The organism is Campylobacter sp. S4:11 (assembly GCF_024723695.1).
Classification (GTDB): Bacteria; Campylobacterota; Campylobacteria; order Campylobacterales; family Campylobacteraceae; genus Campylobacter_D; species Campylobacter_D jejuni_C.
In genome coordinates this window covers 53,749-72,050 of sequence record NZ_JANQDC010000008.1, presented here as the reverse complement: position 1 = coordinate 72,050, position 18,302 = coordinate 53,749, and the positions used below count along the sequence as shown (strand labels likewise).

Here is an 18,302-nt window from a genome sequence, read left to right as displayed (position 1 = left end):
AATTAGAATATTTAGTAAGGTTAGAGAAATCATACAAAAAGATATAAAAAATCAATATGAAGCATGGAAAAAAGACAATATTAAAGACCTAGAAAACCCAACAAGTGAAGAAGCAAAGAAACTTACAGAAAAATTAGAAGAGTTGCAAAGAGAATTAAGTTTAGACAATAAAAATTCTCGCATATATAAGCTTTCAAATTTTTGTATATATGGGGTAGATGCAAATGATAGAATGGCTAGAACATCTAAAATGAACATGATAATGCATGGTGATGGTCACGGCGGCATACACCATCACAATGGGCTTTTAAATATAAATGGAGTATTTGAAAATCAATTTGATATCATCCTTACAAACCCACCTTTTGGCTCACAAGTAGAAGAAAGTGATGTAATCCAAGAAAACGATACTTGGCTTACTAGAACAGAACAAGGAGAGTTAATAGCAAAAGAAGGTTATGAAGAATATATAAAACAATACTACGATTTATATGGGAAAGAAAGATATAAAACTACCCAGCTTAAAATTATAGATAATATAGGAAAGCCAATAGCTTCATTGTTTAAACTCAAAGAAAATCTAAAAAGTGACAAAACAGAACATTTATTTATAAATAGGTGTATGGATTTACTTAAACCAAATGGAAGATTAGGGATTGTTTTACCTGAAGGGGTATTTAATACGCCAAATGCTGAATATGTAAGAAAATTTGTAGAAGGTAGAGCTTTTTTAAGAGCTGTTATATCGCTACCTGTAGAAACATTTTTAAGCTCCAAAGCCAGTGTTAAATGTTCAATTTTATTTATTCAAAAATTTGATGAAGTTTCGCAGCAAAAGTGGAATAATTTAATCTCTGAATACACAGAAAAATTAAAATTAAAACATAAAGCAACTATAGATAATCTTAATGAAATTATAAAATATCGCAAAAGTAAAGATGAAAAAACACCTTTATATACAAGTGATGATAAAAAACAAGCTAGAAAAGATTTAAAAGACTTAGAAGTCCAAATAATAGAAGAAGCATATCAAAATACAAAAAATGATTTTGATTATCCTATTTTTATGGCAGAAGCTGAAGCGGTTGGAATTACTAGCACGGGCGAGACCGGAGAAGGTGTAAAAAACGAGCTAATGGATATTATAGAAAAAGATAAAGACACGGGAGAAGAAAAAATAATAGAAAAAGGCATAAATACATACTTTAAAGAATTTTTAAAAGAAAACAGCATAGTTTGGGGTAAAAAATGAGTAAAACAAAAGTTGTTAATTTTAAAGATTTATCAAGATGGGATGTTGGCTATTTTTTAGGAAATCGTGTAATAAAAACTAATTTCAAACTTGAATTATTGGGAAAAATTTTATTTCCAAGAAAAGAAAAAATTACCCCAAATAATTACGATGGTTTTACGCCTATAGTAGCAAAAATACCTTTTAATTCTTCGACTATAGAATATAGAAAAAAACCCAAAACAAAAATGGATATGTATGCAGTTTATAAAAATGATTTATTGGTATCAAATATAAATTTTCACCAAGGTGCAATAGCTATAGCAAACAAAGATAAAGTTTATGCTTCAACACACTATCAGCCATATATAATTAATGATACATTGATAATGAAAGAATATTTAATAATAATATTACAGCATAAGGAATTTCAAAATTATGTAGTAACAAAAAAAATTAAAGGAATAAAAACGGAATCAAATTATAATTTTATAAAAGATTTGCAAATCCCATTACCACCATTAGAAATTCAAGAAGAAATAGTCACAAAGCTTCAAACTATTAAAAATAAAATTAAAGAATTACAACTTAAAGAAGAAAAAATCAAAAAAGAAATAGAAGCATATATATATATAGCTCTTGGACTCAAAAAACCAAAAGATATAGTAAGGAAAAAAATCTTTATTGTATCTTTTAAAAATTTAAGCAGATGGGATATTACACACAACCAAGGTAGTGGCAAGATTGATGTAAGTAAAAGTAATTATCCATTAGTTGAGTTAAAGAATATACTAGATTACGAACAACCTAAAAAATACATAGTATCAAATACAAACTATAGTGATAATTTTGCCATCCCTGTTCTTACAGCTGGTAAAACTTTTATATTAGGATATACGGATGAAGATTTTGGCATATTCGATAATCCACCTGTGATTATATTTGATGATTTTACAACAGCAATTCAATTTGTAGATTTTAATTTTAAAGTAAAGTCTGATGCTTTAAAAATACTAAAGATTAAAGATAATACTAAAACAAATATAAAATTTTTATATGAAGTCTTGAAAATTATCAAAATAGATTTAAGCAAAGCCCATAGACGCTATTATTTAAGCTCTTATCAATATTTAAAAATACCACTTCCACCAATTGAAATCCAAAACAAAATAATTGAAGAACTAGAGCAAAAATATGAAAAAATAGAAGAAAATAAACAAAAAGCTAAAAAACTTGAACAAGATTTATATCTAGAGATAGAAAATATTATAATAAAATAAAAAGGAATTAACATGATTGAATTATATGGGATTAGAGAAACTCTTGGAGTTTGTGAAGAAGTAACAGAAGTTCCTGAAGATTTAATAAAATTTGCAAAGAATAAACATTTTACCTATGATAAGTTAGAAAAATATAAAAAATAAAACCTTTTGTAGCCAAAAATGGTATAGAGGTTTTTAGAGGTTTTGCTGATGTAGAAACACTTGCTCAGATATCAGAAACCAATGAAGAATTTCAAAGAGATATTGACGAAAATCATAGAAATAAAATCGTAAGTTATGTAAATAATTCTTCTAAAAGTGATATATATTTTCCTGAAGTAACTTTATTGTATTCATATGATGTAGATAAAAATTTAGATGAGTTGGAATGTTTAAAATATGCTATAGAAGATTTAAAGCAAATAAATTCAATGGAAACGGCTACAACTATGAGAACTTTTGGTTTTGCAGTTTTTAAATTTGATATCAAAAAAGATAAAAAATTATATAGATTAGATGAAAATCATAGAATAGAAGCATTGTCATTAATAGCAAAAGATGGTGAAAATCGAATGATTTCTTTTTGCATTTTATTTGTTCCTAAGAACGAAAAATATTCCCAAGAGCATTTGTATTTTTATTTATTAAATTCAAAAGCATTACCAGTCACTTCTACTAAAATTTTTGATTTAGTCACAAAAGCAAATGCTGACGAATTAAAAGAATTTATAGAGTCTGATCAATTATTAAATATTTTAAAAAACACACAAGAAGCATGGAAAGATTTAAATGAAGAAGAAAAACAGATTTTAATCTCTGCAATCAATGAAATATTAAATCAAAAATTTGATCAAAGCATTGTAAATATTATAAAAGATGCTATATATAAATACTGCGAATATAAACATGATAACAACATTAAATGTAGTCTATTAGGTGCCATATGTTATCTTAAATATAAATATGATAGATTAGAAATTTTTAACAAACAACTTAAATTGTTCAATAAATGGATAAAAAAATTTAACTACAATTTAGATAATTTTAAAAATTTTGCCGATTTGTATGAAAGTTTTAATTCATATACAAAAACACTAGAAAGAGTAAAACATATTTTTGTTGCTATGGAATATAATGAAATATATATTAATCAATATAAAGATTCTATAGAAAAATCAATTCATAGAATTCAAGGTATAAATAAACTCCATAACTTTAATCTAATGGAGATTATGAATGAAAAAAAGATGATAATATAATAGAAAAGATATTTGAAAATATAGAGAAAGCAGATATTATTATAGTTGATTGTAGCACCAATAATAGTAATGTTTTATATGAATATGGTTTTGCAAAAGGATTAAAAAATAAGCATATTATACTAGTATATAATGAAAATTGGAGAAAAAACACTATAGATAAACTAATACAAATCCAACATAAAGGTGATTATATAAATAGAATAATTAATAATTTGAAACAAGGATGTTTTGATATCAAAGTAAATAAAATAAATAAATGGACTAATCAAATAGATCTTGAAGATATATTAGAAAAAGAATTAAAAGCTTATATTGCAGATAATAACTATGATATTTTAGATAATGACTAGTATAATAACCCGTGAAGTAGAAGAGATTTTAAATGATTTAAAACAAAGTCAAGAAAAAGCTAAAGTGCTATTGACAGGTATTTTAAAAATTATAAGATAAACTAGGTTAAAATAATCTATATAATATAAAAATTTGAATTATTTTTGAAAGAGAATTTATGAAAAATCAACAAAAAATTACTAGAAATATTAAAATTCTTGCTTTTATGAGTTTAATTTGTAGCATGTTGGCCATAATGCCATTATTTGCTATAACGGCTTTTATTTTATTTATTATCGTTTTAAATAAACTCGAAGTTCACGCAGGTGCTAAGAAATTATTAAGTAATTTTTTTATTACTGTGTTCATAAATTTAATCTTCTTTTTATTTTCTGTTTTGATTTTGCATCCAACTGGTTATATAAGTTTTGAACATACAGTAGCGATAATTGCAATATGTATGATTATTAATTGTTTATTATCTTATAAATTTACTAAGAATATATTTTATGAAATTGCAAGAGTAACGCATCAAAAATATTTTATTAAAGCTTTTAATCTATTTTTTATAGGTTTGTTGATACTTGTTGTAAGTATAAATATAGGCTTATTTTTGTTTCATTTAAATATTGAAATTTCTTTTTCTTATATATATAATGTGCTTTTAAATCAAGCAAATAAAGGTAATACTTTATTTTTAATTGGTGCTCCAATCTTAATTTTTATAGCAGTTTCGTTTTTAATCACAGGATTTGTTTACCATGCTTTAGCTTGGCTAAATTTTGAAAGTTTTGATGAAGAAATAAAAGAAAATTATGCAACAACAACTCAAGGATTAAAGCTTATTAAAATTACAATGATTTTTGCTTGTGTGTTTCCTTTCATCGTCTATCTTTGGGTTTTTATTATGTTTGTTCTTGATGATTTTTCATCTGGTGTAATTTTTCCTCTTGAAATAGTTTTAATTATTTTAGGATGCTTTTTTTGTATATTTTCTTTTATGTCTATCATTCTGCTTTGCAAAAAGATAAAATCATACAAATTATTATTGTTTTTTACTTTATGGATGATTTCTTATTTGTGTTATTTTATAAAGTCAATAATGATGTTAAAGTTATTTGATATTGTATCAATTTTAAATACTATATCGGCATTTTTCTTTTTTAAAGAACTAGTCAAAATTAGTGGAATGAAAATCTTTTTTGTGTTTTATATGTATTTATTTACCCATAATGTCTATTTTTTGTTTATCAAAAATAATATGTTTGTAACTTTTAATTTTGATTTAAGTAGTTTTATAAAAGTTTATTTAAAAGGTTTTATGATGTTTTTTGATCTAGAAAAATTTATTTATCCTAGTGTTGGTTTTATCTATATCTATATCACCATTCTTTTTATTATTGCTTGGAGTAGGTTGAAAATAAAAATTATGCCTAAGGCATAAAAATTATATCCACTAAATCATTTTCTTTTATATCATCATGTGCTATCATTAATGCGGCTTTGTTGTTTAAGTTGTTGATGATAGCACTTGAGCCTTGTTTTTTGCCTTTTAAATTGGCATAAATTTTTCCATCTTTAAATTCCACATTACAAGCTACAAATTCTAAATGCGAACTTTTTTTCTTATAGTCAGTATTTGCAAATGCCTTAAATATATAGTCTTTTTCTTGTAAAAGCCAAGCATTTAAAAGTTCTCTTACATATAAATTAAACATCACCATAGCCGAGTACGGAAAACCCGGTAGCGCAAAGATGAATTTATCTTCAAATTTGGCTATTTTGATGTGTTTGCCAGGCTTTACATCGACTTTATCTATGATGATTTCATATTCTTTAACAGCTTGCTTTAAAAAGTCAAAATCCCCCATGGAAACTCCACCAGTGGTGACTAAAATATCACATGCATTAAGTGCTTGTTTTAAAACACTTGGAGTTTTTTGCATATCATCTTTTAAAAGTGGGAAAATTCTAGTTTCAGCACCAAGTTTTTTTGCCATATTAGCTATGGCTACATGGTTTGATGAGCGAATTTGTGCAGGGTGTTCTAAGCTTTCGCCTAAGTCTTTGATCTCACTTCCGCTACTTAGCACGCCTATGATAGGTTTAGCAAAAACACTAATATGAAAATATCCAAGCTCGGCTAAAAGTGCTATCTCGCTATAGCCTAGCTTTGTGCCTTTTGTGAGTAAAATTTCACCTTCAGTGTAGCTCTCGCCCACCTTTCTCACAGCAAAGCCTTGTGGAACTTTTTCTTTTATATAAACCACACCATTTTTAACTTCTACTTTTTCAACAGGCACTAAGGTATCACAACCCTCACTCAATAAAGAGCCTGTAAAGGTTTTAACGCATTCTTTATTTTGTATTTTAAAGCTTGGAAAAACTCCCGCAGGTACTTCGCCTATGATAGACAAAGGCTCATCTTGCTCGCTAAATTTGATCGCATAACCATCCATAGAAGCAGTAGGAAATTGAGGGTTGTTAGTAGAAGCTTTGATGTCTATGGCTAAAATTCTATCTAAGCACTGTGTTAAAGCAATGTTTTCTATCTTTTCATATGTTTGTATGTGTGAATGAAGTATGTCTAAACTTTGGCTATAAGAAGTTAGCATTTTAGTCCTTAGTGCTTAAAATTCCTGCTCCTTGAAGTTTCAAAGAGCGTTCTTTGGCATAAATTTTTTCACCATTAATGATATCATATTTCCATATAGGTGCGCTTGCTTTAAAATCTTCTACAAAATCATTAATTAGTTTTAATCCTAATTTTCTTTGTTTGCTTAAAACCCCAGCAAAATAAGAACTCTCATGCACCTTAACCTCGCCGATAGAGTGAGCAAACATCAAACTTACATTTTCATTTGCAAGTTTTTGGCACCACTTTTCAAACCAAGTTTTTAATAAAGGCTCATATATATCAAAACTCAAAGCCTCAATCTCATCTTCAGCCCTCACTATACCACAAAATGTGATCAAAGCTCCGCAGTTTTTATCTTTAGCATATTCATACCATCTAGCATAAATGCTAGGAATTTCTAAGGCTCCTTGATGTAATTCAAACATAACTCATCCTCCACAAACCGGTGGTAATAAACAAATTTTATCCCCATCTTTTAAGGTAGTTTCATCATCAAAAACCATTTCATCATTTAAGGCAACTGCACAAAGATCAAGCCATTCTTTTAAGCTTTCATCTTGCCCTAAAATTGCTTTTAATTCTTTAAGATTGCTTACGTTTAGTTCTAAGCTTTCTTTGTTAATTGGCCCTAGAAATTCAACTTTTACCATTTTTTTACCTTTATTCTTTGATTTCTAAAATTCCCATCATTCCAAGATCTTCATGCTCTAAAATATGGCAGTGAAACATTCTAATACCGGTAAATTTTTGACTCATTCTAAGTCTTAATTCTTCTTTAGGTCTTACATTAATCGTATCTTGCAATGCTCTGAATTTTGCTTTTGTTATTTTACCCTTAAATTTAGAAGATATGAGTTCAAATTGTGTTCCGTGTATATGGAAAGGATGATCCATATGCGATTTGTTTTTTACTACCCATTCTTCTACCTCATTTAATTTTGAGGTTAAATCCGTTCTATTCATATCAAATGTTTTACCATTGATTAAAAACATAGAAGCAAGGCTTTTTTTGATTTCTTCTTCGCTTTTTTTACTAATACCATGCATTTGCATATGATCTTCGCTCATAATCACTTCTTTAAAGCTTGTAGCTTCTTTTAAAGGTGGAAATTCGCGTAATTTTTCTGGTATGTTTTCTATAGTTTTTTCTATTTTAAGATCAGCTAACATAAGAGTGTAAGGTTTTTCTTTAACAAGCATTTTATCGCGGTCATAATAAGTACTTTCAAGTTTAAAATCGCCCTTACTTGCTTTGATTAGCACTTCTACTCTTGAAGCAGGACTTAAAAATAACTCATCTAATTCAACACCTTTTTCTATAAGCCCTCCATCAGTTCCTACTAAAATAAATTTAGCACCCTTAATGCGTAAATTTAAATATCTTGCCGCACAAAAATTATAAATACGAATTCTTTGAGCTTTATCAAGTGTTATTTTTGGTTTTAATTGTCCATTAATAAGAACTAAATTTCCTTCTCTACCATTGAGCCAATCAAATAAATTATTATCAGGAATTTGTGCGTTTTCATCTAAACGCAAATCACTAATCACCCAATCTTGTTCTTGTAAATGCGACAACGCGTCTTTTTTGGCTTTTACTACAAACACCCCTGCTAAGCCTTTATAAACTTGCTTTGCTGTGGTGTAGTGTGGGTGTGGATGATACCAGTAAGTTCCTGCTGAATTTTCTCCAAGTTTAAAGCGATAAATTCTTTCTCTACCAGGCATGATAGGATCGTGTGGGTTGCCATCTTGCTCAGGTGGTATGTCAAGTCCATGCCAGTGGATAGTAGTTGGCTCTTTTAAACTATTTTTTACCAAAATTTCCACAGTATCACCTTCATAAACTTCTATTTTAGGTCCAGGTATAGAGCCATTGTAAGTAAAGCATTTTGTTTTTTTACCTTTAATAAGTTCTATTTGACTTTCTTTGATTTCTATACTTGATCTAAAGAAATTTTTCTTTGTACTTGTGTTTTTTAGAAGTTTTAAATTTGCTAATGCTCCTCCGCTAGGAAAGTCTTTTTCATCGAGTAGTTTAATGTTTGGATTTTCTAGTTTTATAAAAGAAGTATTGATTTCTTTTACATCTTTTTGTGTATGTTTTGAGTGCATATTATGATGAGAATGATCTCCCATTGCATAAGCACTGCTAATACTTGCTAAACCTAAAGCATTAAATTTTAAAAATAACCTTCTGTCCATTAAATTTTCACTCCTAAATTAATTTTGATTTGGATTTTGATTATAACTATTATTTGATTAATGATGGTAAATTATAAAAACAAGATATAATTTTAATATGATTTGTTATACAAGTGGTTTTAAATTAAAAAATTAAGGACAAATAATGCTAATTAAAAATCATCTAGATAAAGACTTTCAAACTCCTGCTTATATTTTAGAAGAAGATAAACTTAGAAAAAATTGTGAGCTTTTGGCTAAAGTGAGCGAGCAAAGTGGAGCAAAAGTTTTGCTTGCCCTAAAGGGTTTTGCTTTTTCAGGTGCTATGGATATAGTGGGTGAGTATTTATCAGGTTGTACTTGTAGCGGGCTTTGGGAAGCTAAATTTGCAAAAGAATATATGAACAAAGAAATTCATACTTTTTCACCTGCTTTTAAAGATGATGAAATAGATGAAATCATAGATCTTTCACACCATATAGTATTTAACTCTTTTAATCAGTTTAAAAAATTTAAAGATAAAGCAAGCCACAAATTTCTTGGTTTGCGTTGTAATCCAGAGCTTTCAGTGGCTCCAAAAGAACTTTATAATCCTTGTGGTAGATTTTCAAGATTAGGAATTCGTGCGATTGATTTTGAAAATGAAGATTTAAGTGCTTTAAGTGGGCTTCATTTTCATGCTTTGTGTGAAGAAAGTGCGCATTCTTTAGAGCTTGTGTTAAATGCTTTTGAAGCTAAATTTTCAAAATTTATTAAAAATATGAAATGGGTTAATTTTGGTGGGGGTCATCATATCACAAAAAAAGGTTATGACGCGCAAAAACTAATTGATCTTTGTAAAAAATTTAGCGATAAATACGGTGTACAAGTGTATCTTGAGCCAGGTGAGGCTGTGGGTTGGCAGTGTGGAACTTTAGTCGCAAGTGTGATAGATATAGTAGAAAATGAGAAAAAAATAGCTATTTTAGATACTTCAAGTGAAGCTCATATGCCAGATACTATCATCATGCCTTATACAAGCGAGGTTTTAAATGCTAGAATTTTATCAAGTCGTGATGGACAAAATTACAGCGAGTTAAAAGAAGATGAATTTGCTTATTTACTTGGCGGTAATACTTGCTTAGCAGGGGATATTATGGGTGAGTATGCTTTTAATCAAGAGTTAAAAATAGGACAAAAAATAGTATTTTTAGATCAAATTCATTATTCTATAGTTAAAAACACCACATTTAATGGAGTAAGGCTTCCAAATTTAATGTTCTTAGATAAGAATGAAAATTTATCTATGGTAAGAGAATTTGGTTATGAAAATTATTCAAAAAGAAACTAAAAATTGAGTTTTTTTGTAGTTTTTTGCAAATTTATGTTTTTTAAATAAAACTTTTTTTAAAATAAAAATGGAAACTGAAAATTAACAAAACTACAATGCTAAGCTTTAGCTAGCGTGTAATGTTTAGGAGTAATTTATGCATAGAGTTATACTAGCTCTTTTAGCCTGTTTTAGCTTTCTATTTGCTCAAGAAAATTTTGAAGTTAAAAATACTCAAATTTGGGATGTGCAAAGAGTAATGAATATAGAAAGTTATCAAAATTTTGGTGCTTTGTGGACTAAACTGCAAGGTGAGTATATTGCAAGTGCTGTTTTGATTATACTTATAGTGGTAATTTCAGCTTTTGCTTTGCACTATATGGTCATAGGTCCAAAGAAATTTTCCCATGATGGTAAGAAAATTTATGCTTTTTCGGTATTTGAAAGATTGTTTCATTTTGTAGCAGCAATCTCTTGGATTATCCTTGTGCCAACCGGACTTATTATGATTTTTGGATCATATTTTGGTGGTGGATTCTTTGTAAGAATGTGTAAAAACTTACATGGCATTGCTACTATTTTATTTATCATTTCTATCATTCCTATGCTTTTGTGTTGGATTAAAAGAATGCTTCCTGCAAGTTATGATCTAAGATGGATGATGATAGTAGGTGGATATTTAAGCAAAGAGAAAAAACCTGTGCCTGCGGGTAAGTTTAATTTTGGTCAAAAATCTTGGTATTATATAGCTGTTTTTGGTGGATTTTTGATGATAATCACCGGTGCGTTTATGTTTTTCCTTGATTTTAATTCTACTTCTTTGCAGTCTATTTTTGGAATTTCTCATATAGATATTTTAAGAGCTTCAGCTATCATCCATAATATTTTGGGTATTTTATGTGCGGTATTTTTTGCTATTCATATTTATATGGCTGTATTTGCTATTAAAGGAAGTATCCACTCTATGATTAGTGGTTATAAAGAAGAAGAGGAAGTTTATATTTTACACTCTTATTGGTATAAAGAATTAAGCGATAAAAAACAAATCAATCCATCATTTACTTACGATTCTAAAACAAAATTTTAAAATCTCACTTGATTTTTTTAAATTTTCCTTGTTATAATCAAATAAAAATAACAAGGAAAATTAATGATACAAGATATTGATCTTTCGCGCAAATATTTTTATGAATTTTTTTCAAAAGCTTTTAATTTTATCGATGAAAAAGAGTTTAAAATTTGGCATGAACAAGTTTTAGTTTTAGCTCAAAGCCCTTTAGATGATAGTTTAAAGTCTGATTTTGAAAAACTTAGTGCATGTGATTTTGCAAGTTTTAAAGAAGAACAAAATGCGGTGTTTTTTGATTTTTCTTATGTGAATGTACCTATTAGTGCTTCTTTTTACGATGAGGGTAGAGATGATGGTAAAATGAAACTTCAAGCTTGTGAAATCATTAGAAAAACCAAATTTAGAAAAAAAGAAGATTGCAGACAAAGTGAAGATGAATTTGGCTTTTTGTTTGCTTTTATGGCAAGTATTATTGAGCATGATTTAAAAGTCGCACAGCAATTATTTCGTTTTGTGATAAACCCTGTAATAGATGAGTTTATAGAAAAATTACAAATCCACAAAAACTCAAATTTTTACATTGCTATTGCCAATATTATGAAAGTCTTTTTTGCAAACGAAAGGGCTTATTTAGGAGTACAAGCGCCTGTGAAAAAAGAAGGTAAAAGTATAGCAGATGAAGCTTTACAAAGACTTCCTTATGAACCAAGACTTCCTACCAAATTTAGCAAAACAAATATAGAAGAACTTAGCAAATTATAAAAATTAATATGTATTTTGTTACCAAAATACATATTATCAAAATCATCTTTTTATGAAAATAGAAATTAAATAAAATCTTAAGTGAAAATATGCAAAATTTACTCTGTTAAGTGCGTAAATACTTTGAAAATAAGTATTTATAGTTATTCTTTACTTTTATTTCAAAGGAGAGAACATGGAGGCCAATCAAAGAAGGGATTTTTTAAAAAAATCTTTGAAAATTGGTGCTTTAGGGGTAGTAGCTGGGGCAAGTGTGAATGCTTTAGCTAAAGATGATTACCAAGAGCAAAATACCGTAGTTTTAGGAAAAAGTACTAAAAAAGAAGTGCTTTATAAAAAAACTATGCATTGGGAAAAATACTACAAAATAGCTTATTAATTAAGAAAGGAAGAAGATGGCATTAGCAAGAAGAAATTTTCTTAAGCTTGCTGGTATTGCTGGTCTTGGAAGTGCGGCTTTTGGTAGTGAAAACAAAGCTATTAGAGTTGCAAGTGAACAAGAAGTAGCAAATCCTTATCCAGATTCTAAGATTGTTAGAACAATCTGTAGTATCTGTAGTGCAGGCTGTGGAATTAAAGCAGAAGTGCAAGATGGAGTTTGGGTGCGTCAAGAAAACGCTATAGAACATCCTATTTCACAAGGATCACACTGCTGTAAAGGGATAGATCAAATCGATCTTACTAAATCAAAACAGCGTATTAAATATCCTATGAAAAAAGAAAACGGCAAATGGGTACGTTTAACTTGGGAACAAGCTATCAATGAAATTGGTGATAGAATGCTTGAAATCCGTAAGGAAAATGGGCCTGATAGCGTTATGTTTTTAGGTTCGGCTAAATTTAATAATCAACAAGCTTATTATTTTAGAAAATTTGCAGCATTTTGGGGTACTAATAATATAGACCACGTTGCTAGAATTTGACACAGCGCAACAGTCGCCGGTGTGGCGAATACATGGGGTTATGGCGCTATGACAAATCATTTTGGTGATGTGACTAAACACTCAAAAATGATGATTATTTTTGGTGCAAATACTGCTGTGGCAAATCCTATCGGATTTAAACACTTATTGCAAGCAAAAGATCGTAATAATGCTAAATTAGTAGTTGTGGATCCTGTATTTACAAAAACTGCAGTGCATGCTGATGAATACGTAAGAATTCGTCCAGGTACAGATATAGCTTTAGTTTATGGTATGCTTCATTTGATCTTCAAAAACGGTTGGGAAGATAAAGAATTAATCAAAACTAGAACTTATGGGGTTGAAGAAATAAAAGCAGAGGCTGCTAAATGGACTCCTGAGGTTGTAGAAGATGTAACAGGTGTTCCAGCTGCTCAACTTGAAAAAATCACAAGAATGCTAGCTACAATCAAACCTGCTACACTATTTTGGGCTTTAGGTATTACTCAACACTCAGTAGGTAGCTCTAATACAAGAATTCTAGCTATCTTGCAACTCGTTCTTGGTAATATAGGCAAACCAGGTGCAGGAACAAATATCATCAGAGGTCATGATAATGTTCAAGGTGCTACTGATATGGGTTGTTTAGCTGATACTTTACCAGCTTATTATGGGCTTGATGATAATGCTTGGAATCATTTTTCTAATGTATGGAATGTTGAGAGAGAGTATTTAAATTCAAGATTTTATTCTAAAGAATGGATGCATGAAAAAGGCTTTTCACTAGCAAAATGGTGGCAAGGCGTTTTACATGAAGAAAAAACTTATTCTAACTCACCTATCCGTGTGCTTTGGGTTCAAGGAACGGGTATTACTTCTATGGCGCATACGGTAAAAATTCAAGAAGCGCTTAAAAAACTTGATATGATCGTAATTGCTGAGCCTTTTGTAAATGAAGTAGCAGTTTTAGCAGACCGTCCAGATGGTATTTATATTATTCCTGCTTCAACCCAATTTGAAACAGAAGGTTATGTGACAGCGACTAACCGTGCTATGCAATGGCGTTCTCAAGTAGTAAAACCAATTTATGAAAGTAAAGAAGACCAAGAGATTATGTTTGCTTTTGCTAAAAAATTTGGTTTTTATAAAGAATACACTCGTGGTATGAAAATGGAATTAAAAGATCATAAACTTGTGCAAACAAGAGATGATAATGATGATAATTTCATATGGCCTGATGATGCCACAAGAGAAATGAGTAATGGTCTTTTAAGTATAGGCTTAAGAGGTATTTCAGCTGAGCGTCTAAGAAAACACCAACAAAATTGGGAGCATTTTGATCCTGATACTCAAAGAGGTATTGGTGGTGAAGTTAAAGGTGAATATTATGGTTTACCTTGGCCTTGTTGGGATAAACAACATCCAGGTACTTCTATCATGTGGAATGTTGATATACCTTATGAAGAAGGTGGTATGGGCTTTAGAAATCGCTTTGGTTTAGAGCATGAAGGGCATTCTCAATTAGCAGATGAAGCCTTTACTCCAAAAGGATGTAAAGTTAAAGGTGGCTACCCACAAATTACTAAAGAAAATATCGAAAAAGTGTTTAATATCAAACTAAGCGATAAAGAAAAAGAATTAATGGGTGCTAGCTGGAGTACAGATATTTCAGGTATAATCTTAGAAAAATGCAGGGAAAAAAGTGCTTGTTGTTTAGGTAATGCAAGAGCTAGAATGAAAGTTTGGGAATTTGCTGATCCTATTCCACTACATAGAGAGCCTATTCACTCACCTCGTTGGGATTTGGTTAAAAAATATCCTACTTGGGGTGATCAAGAGAAAAACTTTAGAGTTGAGAGTAAATTTATCAGCGAGCAACAAAAAACAGATTGGAGTAAAGAATTTCCAACTATTATTTCAAGTATGCGTTTAGTAAATTTAAGTGGTGCGGGTATGCTTGAGCGAACTAGTAAATATCTTGCTGCAATTACACCTGAGATGTTTGCTAATGTACACCCTGAACTTGCTTTAAAATATGGCATAAATGATGGGGATATGATGTGGATTCACTCACCACAAGGCACTAAGATTAAAGTAAAATGTGTGCATAATCATTCAGTTACACCAGATAGAATTTGCTTGCCTTATAACTTTGCGGGTATTATGCAAGGGGTGGATTTAAGTTATAATTATCCTGAAGGTACTAAACCTTATACTATAGGGGAAAGTTCTAATACGGTTACTAACTATGGTTTTGATATAAATACGCAAATTTCTGAGTTTAATGCAGGACTTTGCAGACTTGAAAAGGCTTAAGGGGTAAGTTATGGCTAGAATGAAATTTTATGTAGATAATAATCGCTGTATTTCTTGCTTTGCTTGTCAAGTAGCTTGTTCAAGTGCGCACGAAGTGCCAGTGGGGATTAATAGAAGAAAGGTAATCACTCTAAATGAAGGTATAGAAGGTAAAGAGTTTTCAACAACTCTTGCCTGCCAACACTGTACAGATGCTCCATGTGAGCAAGTTTGTCCTGTAAAATGCTTTTATATTAGAGCTGATGGTATTGTTTTACATGATAAAAAAACTTGTATAGGTTGTGGGTATTGTCTTTATGCGTGTCCTTTTGGTGCTCCACAATTTCCAAGAGATGGTGCTTTTGGTATTAAAGGTGAAATGGATAAATGTACTATGTGTGCAGGTGGTCCTGAGCCTACTAACTCTCATGAAGAAAGAGAACTTTATGGACAAAACCGTATCGCAGAGGGTAAAGTACCTATGTGTGCTGCGGTTTGTTCTACAAATGCACTTTTGGTTGGTGATGCAGCTGAAGTTAGTGCGATGTATAGAAAAAGAGTTTTACTTAAGGGTCAAAATTTAGGACTTGATGCAAAATAACTCAAAGGGTGTTTACAAACACCCTTTTTTACTACTTATAATCCAAGGTTAATTCATGGAAGAGCTAATTTTACAAATTCAAAAAAATCTTGATGAAAATAATAAACTTACTTGTAAAAAAGCACTAGAATTTTTAAAACAATATTCTAAAGAAGATTTTCAAACTGCTATAAAAGAATTAAGTATAAAAATTTCAGATTGTGAGCTAGGTCAATTTGGAAAGTTAAATAAAAATATAGCAAAAAGTGAAATTTTAGAAAAATTAGAAACAAAACTAGATTCTAAGCGTCGCATATCATGTAAAGATGCTTTAGAATGTGCTAAAAACTTTAATATGGCTGATATTAGAGCTACACTTAAAACTTATAAAATTGATGTTAAATATTGCGAACTTGGTTGTTTTGAAGAAAAAAAAGGTAAAAAATTTCATATAAAAAGCAAAATTTGGGTAGAAAATCCTGATGGAGAGTTGCTTTTTGGTAAAGGGAAAACAGATATTTTGGAATTAGTTGGAGAATGTGGAAGTATTTCCCAAGCGGCTAAACAACTAGGGATTAATTATAAAAAAGCTTGGCTTTATATACAGGATTTAGAAAAAAATATGAAAGAAGAATTACTTATTGCTAAAAAAGGAAGGGGAAGTCAATCAGGTAGCAAACTTACTCCTAGAGCTTATGAGTTAATTCAAAATTTTAAAATTTTACAACAAGATGTAGAAGAATACACCAATAAACGCTTTAAAGAATTATTTTTCAAAAAAAATCAAGAAAAAGACAAAACTTAATTTGAATACAAGTTATAACAATATATCATTAAATAAAAAAGGTAAAAAATGAAAATTGATTGTAGAGATTTAGCTTGTCCACGTCCTGTGATAGAAACAAAAAAAGCCTTAGAAGAGTTAAAAGAAAATGAAAATTTAGAAATTCTTTTAAATTCTCAAGCTTCTAAAGAAAATGTAATGAGATTTTTAAAATCTTTAAATTTTGAATTTAGCGTTAAAGATTTAGATGATGAGAGTATTATTAGCATTGTAAAAGATGGCAATATAGCTCAAACTCAAGAACAAAATTTACAAGAATACAATGTATTATTTTTAAAAAGTGATAAAGTAGGCGAAGGGGAGCTTGGAAAAAATTTAATGCTAGGCTTTTTAAAAACTTTAAAAGATTTACCTAATAAACCCGCAAAAATCCTTTGTGTTAATGATAGTGTTTTGATGAATACTGATTGCTCTCATATGGCATTTGAAGCTATGAAAGAACTTGAAAATTTAGGAGTTGAAATTTATAGTTGCGGGGCATGTTTGGAATTTTTTGGCAAAAGCAAAGAGCTTAAAATAGGTAAAATAGGTAATGCTTATGAAATTTTAAATGAACTTTTTGGAAAGGCAAAGATTATTTCTTTATGATATATAAAGATCAAAAACTAACTCAATACGTAAAAGCTGCGGGTTGAGCTGCCAAATTAGACTCGGTGGGTCTTGACAAAATTCTTGGCATTTTAAAACCGCATGAAAATATTTTAAGTGGTATTAATAATAACGAAGATGCAAGTGTTTATAAGCTAAATGAAGATTTAGCTTTAGTGCAAACTCTTGATTTTATCACACCTGTGGTTGATAGTGCGTATCATTTTGGCGCTATAGCTGCTGCAAACGCCTTAAGTGATGTATTTGCTATGGGCGCTGAGGCGATTAATGCTTTAAATATTGTAGGCTTTGATACTTGTCATTTTAATAATGAAATTTTACTTGAAGTTTTAGAAGGTGCTAGAGTTAAGGTTGAAGAAGCGGGAGCTGTGCTAGTAGGTGGGCATACTATAGAAAATGATGAATTTATTTTTGGTCTTAGTGTAACAGGTGTAGTTCATCCTAAAAAATTTATAGCTAACAATGGTGCAAAAGATGGTGATGTGATTTTACTTACTAAGCCTATAGGTAGTGGTATTATTAGCACTGCTATTAAGGCTGGTTTGCTAGAAAAAGAAAATATTTTAAAAGCAATAGAGCAAATGAGCTTTTTAAATTTATACGCAAGTCGTATTTTAAGGGAATTTAAAAGTCTTAGTGCTTTAAGTGATGTGACAGGTTTTGGTCTTTTGGGGCATTTAAAAGAAATGTTAAATAAAGAGATTATGATAGAAGTATATAAAAATGAAATTCCTTTGATGGATGGAGTTTTGTCAATGGCTAATATGGGGATTATCCCAGCAGGAGCTTATAAAAATAAAGATAGTCTAAAAAATTGGATTGAAAATTTAAACGAAAAAGATGAGGATATAGTATATTTTGATCCTCAAACTTCAGGTGGACTTTTAGCTACCATAAATGAAAATGAAGCAAATAAAGCTTTAAAAATCCTAAAAGATCACAATATTGAAGCAAAGATTATTGCTAGATGTGTAAAAAATACTCATAATTATTTATTATTACGCTAATATTTTATTTACAATTAA

19 protein-coding genes are annotated in these 18,302 nt (G+C 29.7%); 15 read left to right on the top strand and 4 right to left on the bottom strand.

The window, feature by feature from the left end:
* The 6 genes from CAMP5053_RS04425 to CAMP5053_RS04400 all read left to right on the top strand — a co-directional run.
* Nucleotides 1-1,252, top strand: a 1,252-nt coding sequence (locus CAMP5053_RS04425; RefSeq protein ID WP_337217356.1) for an HsdM family class I SAM-dependent methyltransferase, incomplete at its 5' end; no start/stop codon positions are given.
* A gap of 98 nt (nucleotides 1,253-1,350) precedes the next feature.
* Complete coding sequence (locus CAMP5053_RS04420; RefSeq protein WP_337217355.1) at nucleotides 1,351-2,511, top strand: restriction endonuclease subunit S; 1,161 nt, start codon at nucleotides 1,351-1,353, stop codon at nucleotides 2,509-2,511.
* Between the two features lie 12 nt (nucleotides 2,512-2,523).
* Nucleotides 2,524-2,655, top strand: a complete 132-nt coding sequence (locus CAMP5053_RS04415; RefSeq protein WP_337217354.1) for a hypothetical protein — start codon at nucleotides 2,524-2,526, stop codon at nucleotides 2,653-2,655.
* Between the two features lie 185 nt (nucleotides 2,656-2,840).
* On the top strand, nucleotides 2,841-3,752 hold the full coding sequence (locus CAMP5053_RS04410) for a hypothetical protein (protein WP_337217353.1): 912 nt from the start codon (nucleotides 2,841-2,843) through the stop codon (nucleotides 3,750-3,752).
* A gap of 215 nt (nucleotides 3,753-3,967) precedes the next feature.
* Nucleotides 3,968-4,105 (top strand): hypothetical protein, encoded by a 138-nt coding sequence (locus CAMP5053_RS04405; protein ID WP_337217352.1) that lies wholly within the window; start codon nucleotides 3,968-3,970, stop codon nucleotides 4,103-4,105.
* 158 nt (nucleotides 4,106-4,263) lie between these two features.
* A complete protein-coding gene (locus tag CAMP5053_RS04400) occupies nucleotides 4,264-5,529 on the top strand; it encodes a hypothetical protein (protein ID WP_337217351.1) in 1,266 nt (421 codons plus the stop codon).
* On the opposite strand, the gene CAMP5053_RS04395 is transcribed toward CAMP5053_RS04400, so the two are convergent.
* The 4 genes from CAMP5053_RS04395 to CAMP5053_RS04380 are packed head-to-tail and all read right to left on the bottom strand — an operon-like array spanning nucleotide 5,519 to nucleotide 8,928.
* A complete protein-coding gene (locus tag CAMP5053_RS04395; RefSeq protein WP_337217350.1) occupies nucleotides 5,519-6,700 on the bottom strand; it encodes a molybdopterin molybdotransferase MoeA in 1,182 nt (393 codons plus the stop codon). The genes CAMP5053_RS04400 and CAMP5053_RS04395 overlap by 11 nt on opposite strands.
* A 1-nt stretch (nucleotide 6,701) precedes the next feature.
* Complete coding sequence (locus CAMP5053_RS04390; protein ID WP_039627992.1) at nucleotides 6,702-7,148, bottom strand: molybdopterin synthase catalytic subunit; 447 nt, start codon at nucleotides 7,146-7,148, stop codon at nucleotides 6,702-6,704.
* Between the two features lie 3 nt (nucleotides 7,149-7,151).
* Complete coding sequence (locus tag CAMP5053_RS04385) at nucleotides 7,152-7,373, bottom strand: MoaD/ThiS family protein (RefSeq protein ID WP_087700377.1); 222 nt, start codon at nucleotides 7,371-7,373, stop codon at nucleotides 7,152-7,154.
* A 10-nt stretch (nucleotides 7,374-7,383) separates the two neighbouring features.
* Complete coding sequence (locus CAMP5053_RS04380; protein ID WP_263667069.1) at nucleotides 7,384-8,928, bottom strand: multicopper oxidase family protein; 1,545 nt, start codon at nucleotides 8,926-8,928, stop codon at nucleotides 7,384-7,386.
* A 145-nt stretch (nucleotides 8,929-9,073) separates the two neighbouring features.
* On the opposite strand from CAMP5053_RS04380, the gene nspC reads away from it, so the two are divergent.
* The 9 genes from nspC (at nucleotide 9,074) to selD (ending at nucleotide 18,284) form a co-directional block, all read left to right on the top strand.
* Complete coding sequence (gene nspC, locus CAMP5053_RS04375) at nucleotides 9,074-10,237, top strand: carboxynorspermidine decarboxylase (protein ID WP_214099908.1); 1,164 nt, start codon at nucleotides 9,074-9,076, stop codon at nucleotides 10,235-10,237.
* Nucleotides 10,238-10,373: 136 nt separating this feature from the next.
* Nucleotides 10,374-11,303 (top strand): formate dehydrogenase subunit gamma, encoded by a 930-nt coding sequence (locus tag CAMP5053_RS04370; protein ID WP_261544999.1) that lies wholly within the window; start codon nucleotides 10,374-10,376, stop codon nucleotides 11,301-11,303.
* A gap of 63 nt (nucleotides 11,304-11,366) precedes the next feature.
* Nucleotides 11,367-12,047 (top strand): TorD/DmsD family molecular chaperone, encoded by a 681-nt coding sequence (locus CAMP5053_RS04365; protein WP_337217349.1) that lies wholly within the window; start codon nucleotides 11,367-11,369, stop codon nucleotides 12,045-12,047.
* Nucleotides 12,048-12,222: 175 nt separating this feature from the next.
* Nucleotides 12,223-12,426 carry a twin-arginine translocation signal domain-containing protein gene (locus CAMP5053_RS04360; protein ID WP_012661099.1) on the top strand — a complete coding sequence of 68 codons (204 nt, stop codon included), beginning with the start codon at nucleotides 12,223-12,225 and terminating at the stop codon, nucleotides 12,424-12,426.
* A gap of 16 nt (nucleotides 12,427-12,442) precedes the next feature.
* Nucleotides 12,443-15,265 carry a formate dehydrogenase subunit alpha gene (locus tag CAMP5053_RS04355; protein ID WP_261529549.1) on the top strand — a complete coding sequence of 941 codons (2,823 nt, stop codon included), beginning with the start codon at nucleotides 12,443-12,445 and terminating at the stop codon, nucleotides 15,263-15,265.
* Between the two features lie 10 nt (nucleotides 15,266-15,275).
* Nucleotides 15,276-15,845, top strand: coding sequence for a formate dehydrogenase FDH3 subunit beta (gene fdh3B / locus CAMP5053_RS04350; RefSeq protein ID WP_039662920.1), 570 nt, complete (start codon nucleotides 15,276-15,278; stop codon nucleotides 15,843-15,845).
* A 55-nt stretch (nucleotides 15,846-15,900) separates the two neighbouring features.
* Entirely contained in the window at nucleotides 15,901-16,629 is a 729-nt protein-coding gene (locus CAMP5053_RS04345) for a winged helix-turn-helix domain-containing protein (protein ID WP_337217348.1), read from the top strand.
* Nucleotides 16,630-16,677: 48 nt separating this feature from the next.
* Nucleotides 16,678-17,256, top strand: coding sequence for a sulfurtransferase-like selenium metabolism protein YedF (yedF, locus tag CAMP5053_RS04340; protein ID WP_214099912.1), 579 nt, complete (start codon nucleotides 16,678-16,680; stop codon nucleotides 17,254-17,256).
* Entirely contained in the window at nucleotides 17,253-18,284 is a 1,032-nt protein-coding gene (gene selD / locus CAMP5053_RS04335) for a selenide, water dikinase SelD (protein WP_337217347.1), read from the top strand. Before yedF ends, selD begins: the two co-directional genes overlap by 4 nt.
* The last annotated feature ends 18 nt before the right edge of the window (nucleotides 18,285-18,302 follow it).

Excerpts from the sequence above, each read along its gene's own strand:
- nspC (WP_214099908.1), top strand. The coding sequence starts at position 9,074 with ATGCTAATTAAAAATCATCTAGATAAAGACTTTCAAACTCCTGCTTAT.
- CAMP5053_RS04365 (WP_337217349.1), top strand. The coding sequence starts at position 11,367 with ATGATACAAGATATTGATCTTTCGCGCAAATATTTTTATGAATTTTTT.
- yedF (WP_214099912.1), top strand. The coding sequence starts at position 16,678 with ATGAAAATTGATTGTAGAGATTTAGCTTGTCCACGTCCTGTGATAGAA.
- CAMP5053_RS04380 (WP_263667069.1), bottom strand. The coding sequence starts at position 8,928 with ATGGACAGAAGGTTATTTTTAAAATTTAATGCTTTAGGTTTAGCAAGT.
- CAMP5053_RS04400 (WP_337217351.1), top strand. The coding sequence starts at position 4,264 with ATGAAAAATCAACAAAAAATTACTAGAAATATTAAAATTCTTGCTTTT.
- CAMP5053_RS04360 (WP_012661099.1), top strand. The coding sequence starts at position 12,223 with ATGGAGGCCAATCAAAGAAGGGATTTTTTAAAAAAATCTTTGAAAATT.
- CAMP5053_RS04395 (WP_337217350.1), bottom strand. The coding sequence starts at position 6,700 with ATGCTAACTTCTTATAGCCAAAGTTTAGACATACTTCATTCACACATA.
- fdh3B (WP_039662920.1), top strand. The coding sequence starts at position 15,276 with ATGGCTAGAATGAAATTTTATGTAGATAATAATCGCTGTATTTCTTGC.
- CAMP5053_RS04385 (WP_087700377.1), bottom strand. The coding sequence starts at position 7,373 with ATGGTAAAAGTTGAATTTCTAGGGCCAATTAACAAAGAAAGCTTAGAA.
- CAMP5053_RS04415 (WP_337217354.1), top strand. The coding sequence starts at position 2,524 with ATGATTGAATTATATGGGATTAGAGAAACTCTTGGAGTTTGTGAAGAA.
- CAMP5053_RS04345 (WP_337217348.1), top strand. The coding sequence starts at position 15,901 with ATGGAAGAGCTAATTTTACAAATTCAAAAAAATCTTGATGAAAATAAT.
- CAMP5053_RS04370 (WP_261544999.1), top strand. The coding sequence starts at position 10,374 with ATGCATAGAGTTATACTAGCTCTTTTAGCCTGTTTTAGCTTTCTATTT.
- CAMP5053_RS04390 (WP_039627992.1), bottom strand. The coding sequence starts at position 7,148 with ATGTTTGAATTACATCAAGGAGCCTTAGAAATTCCTAGCATTTATGCT.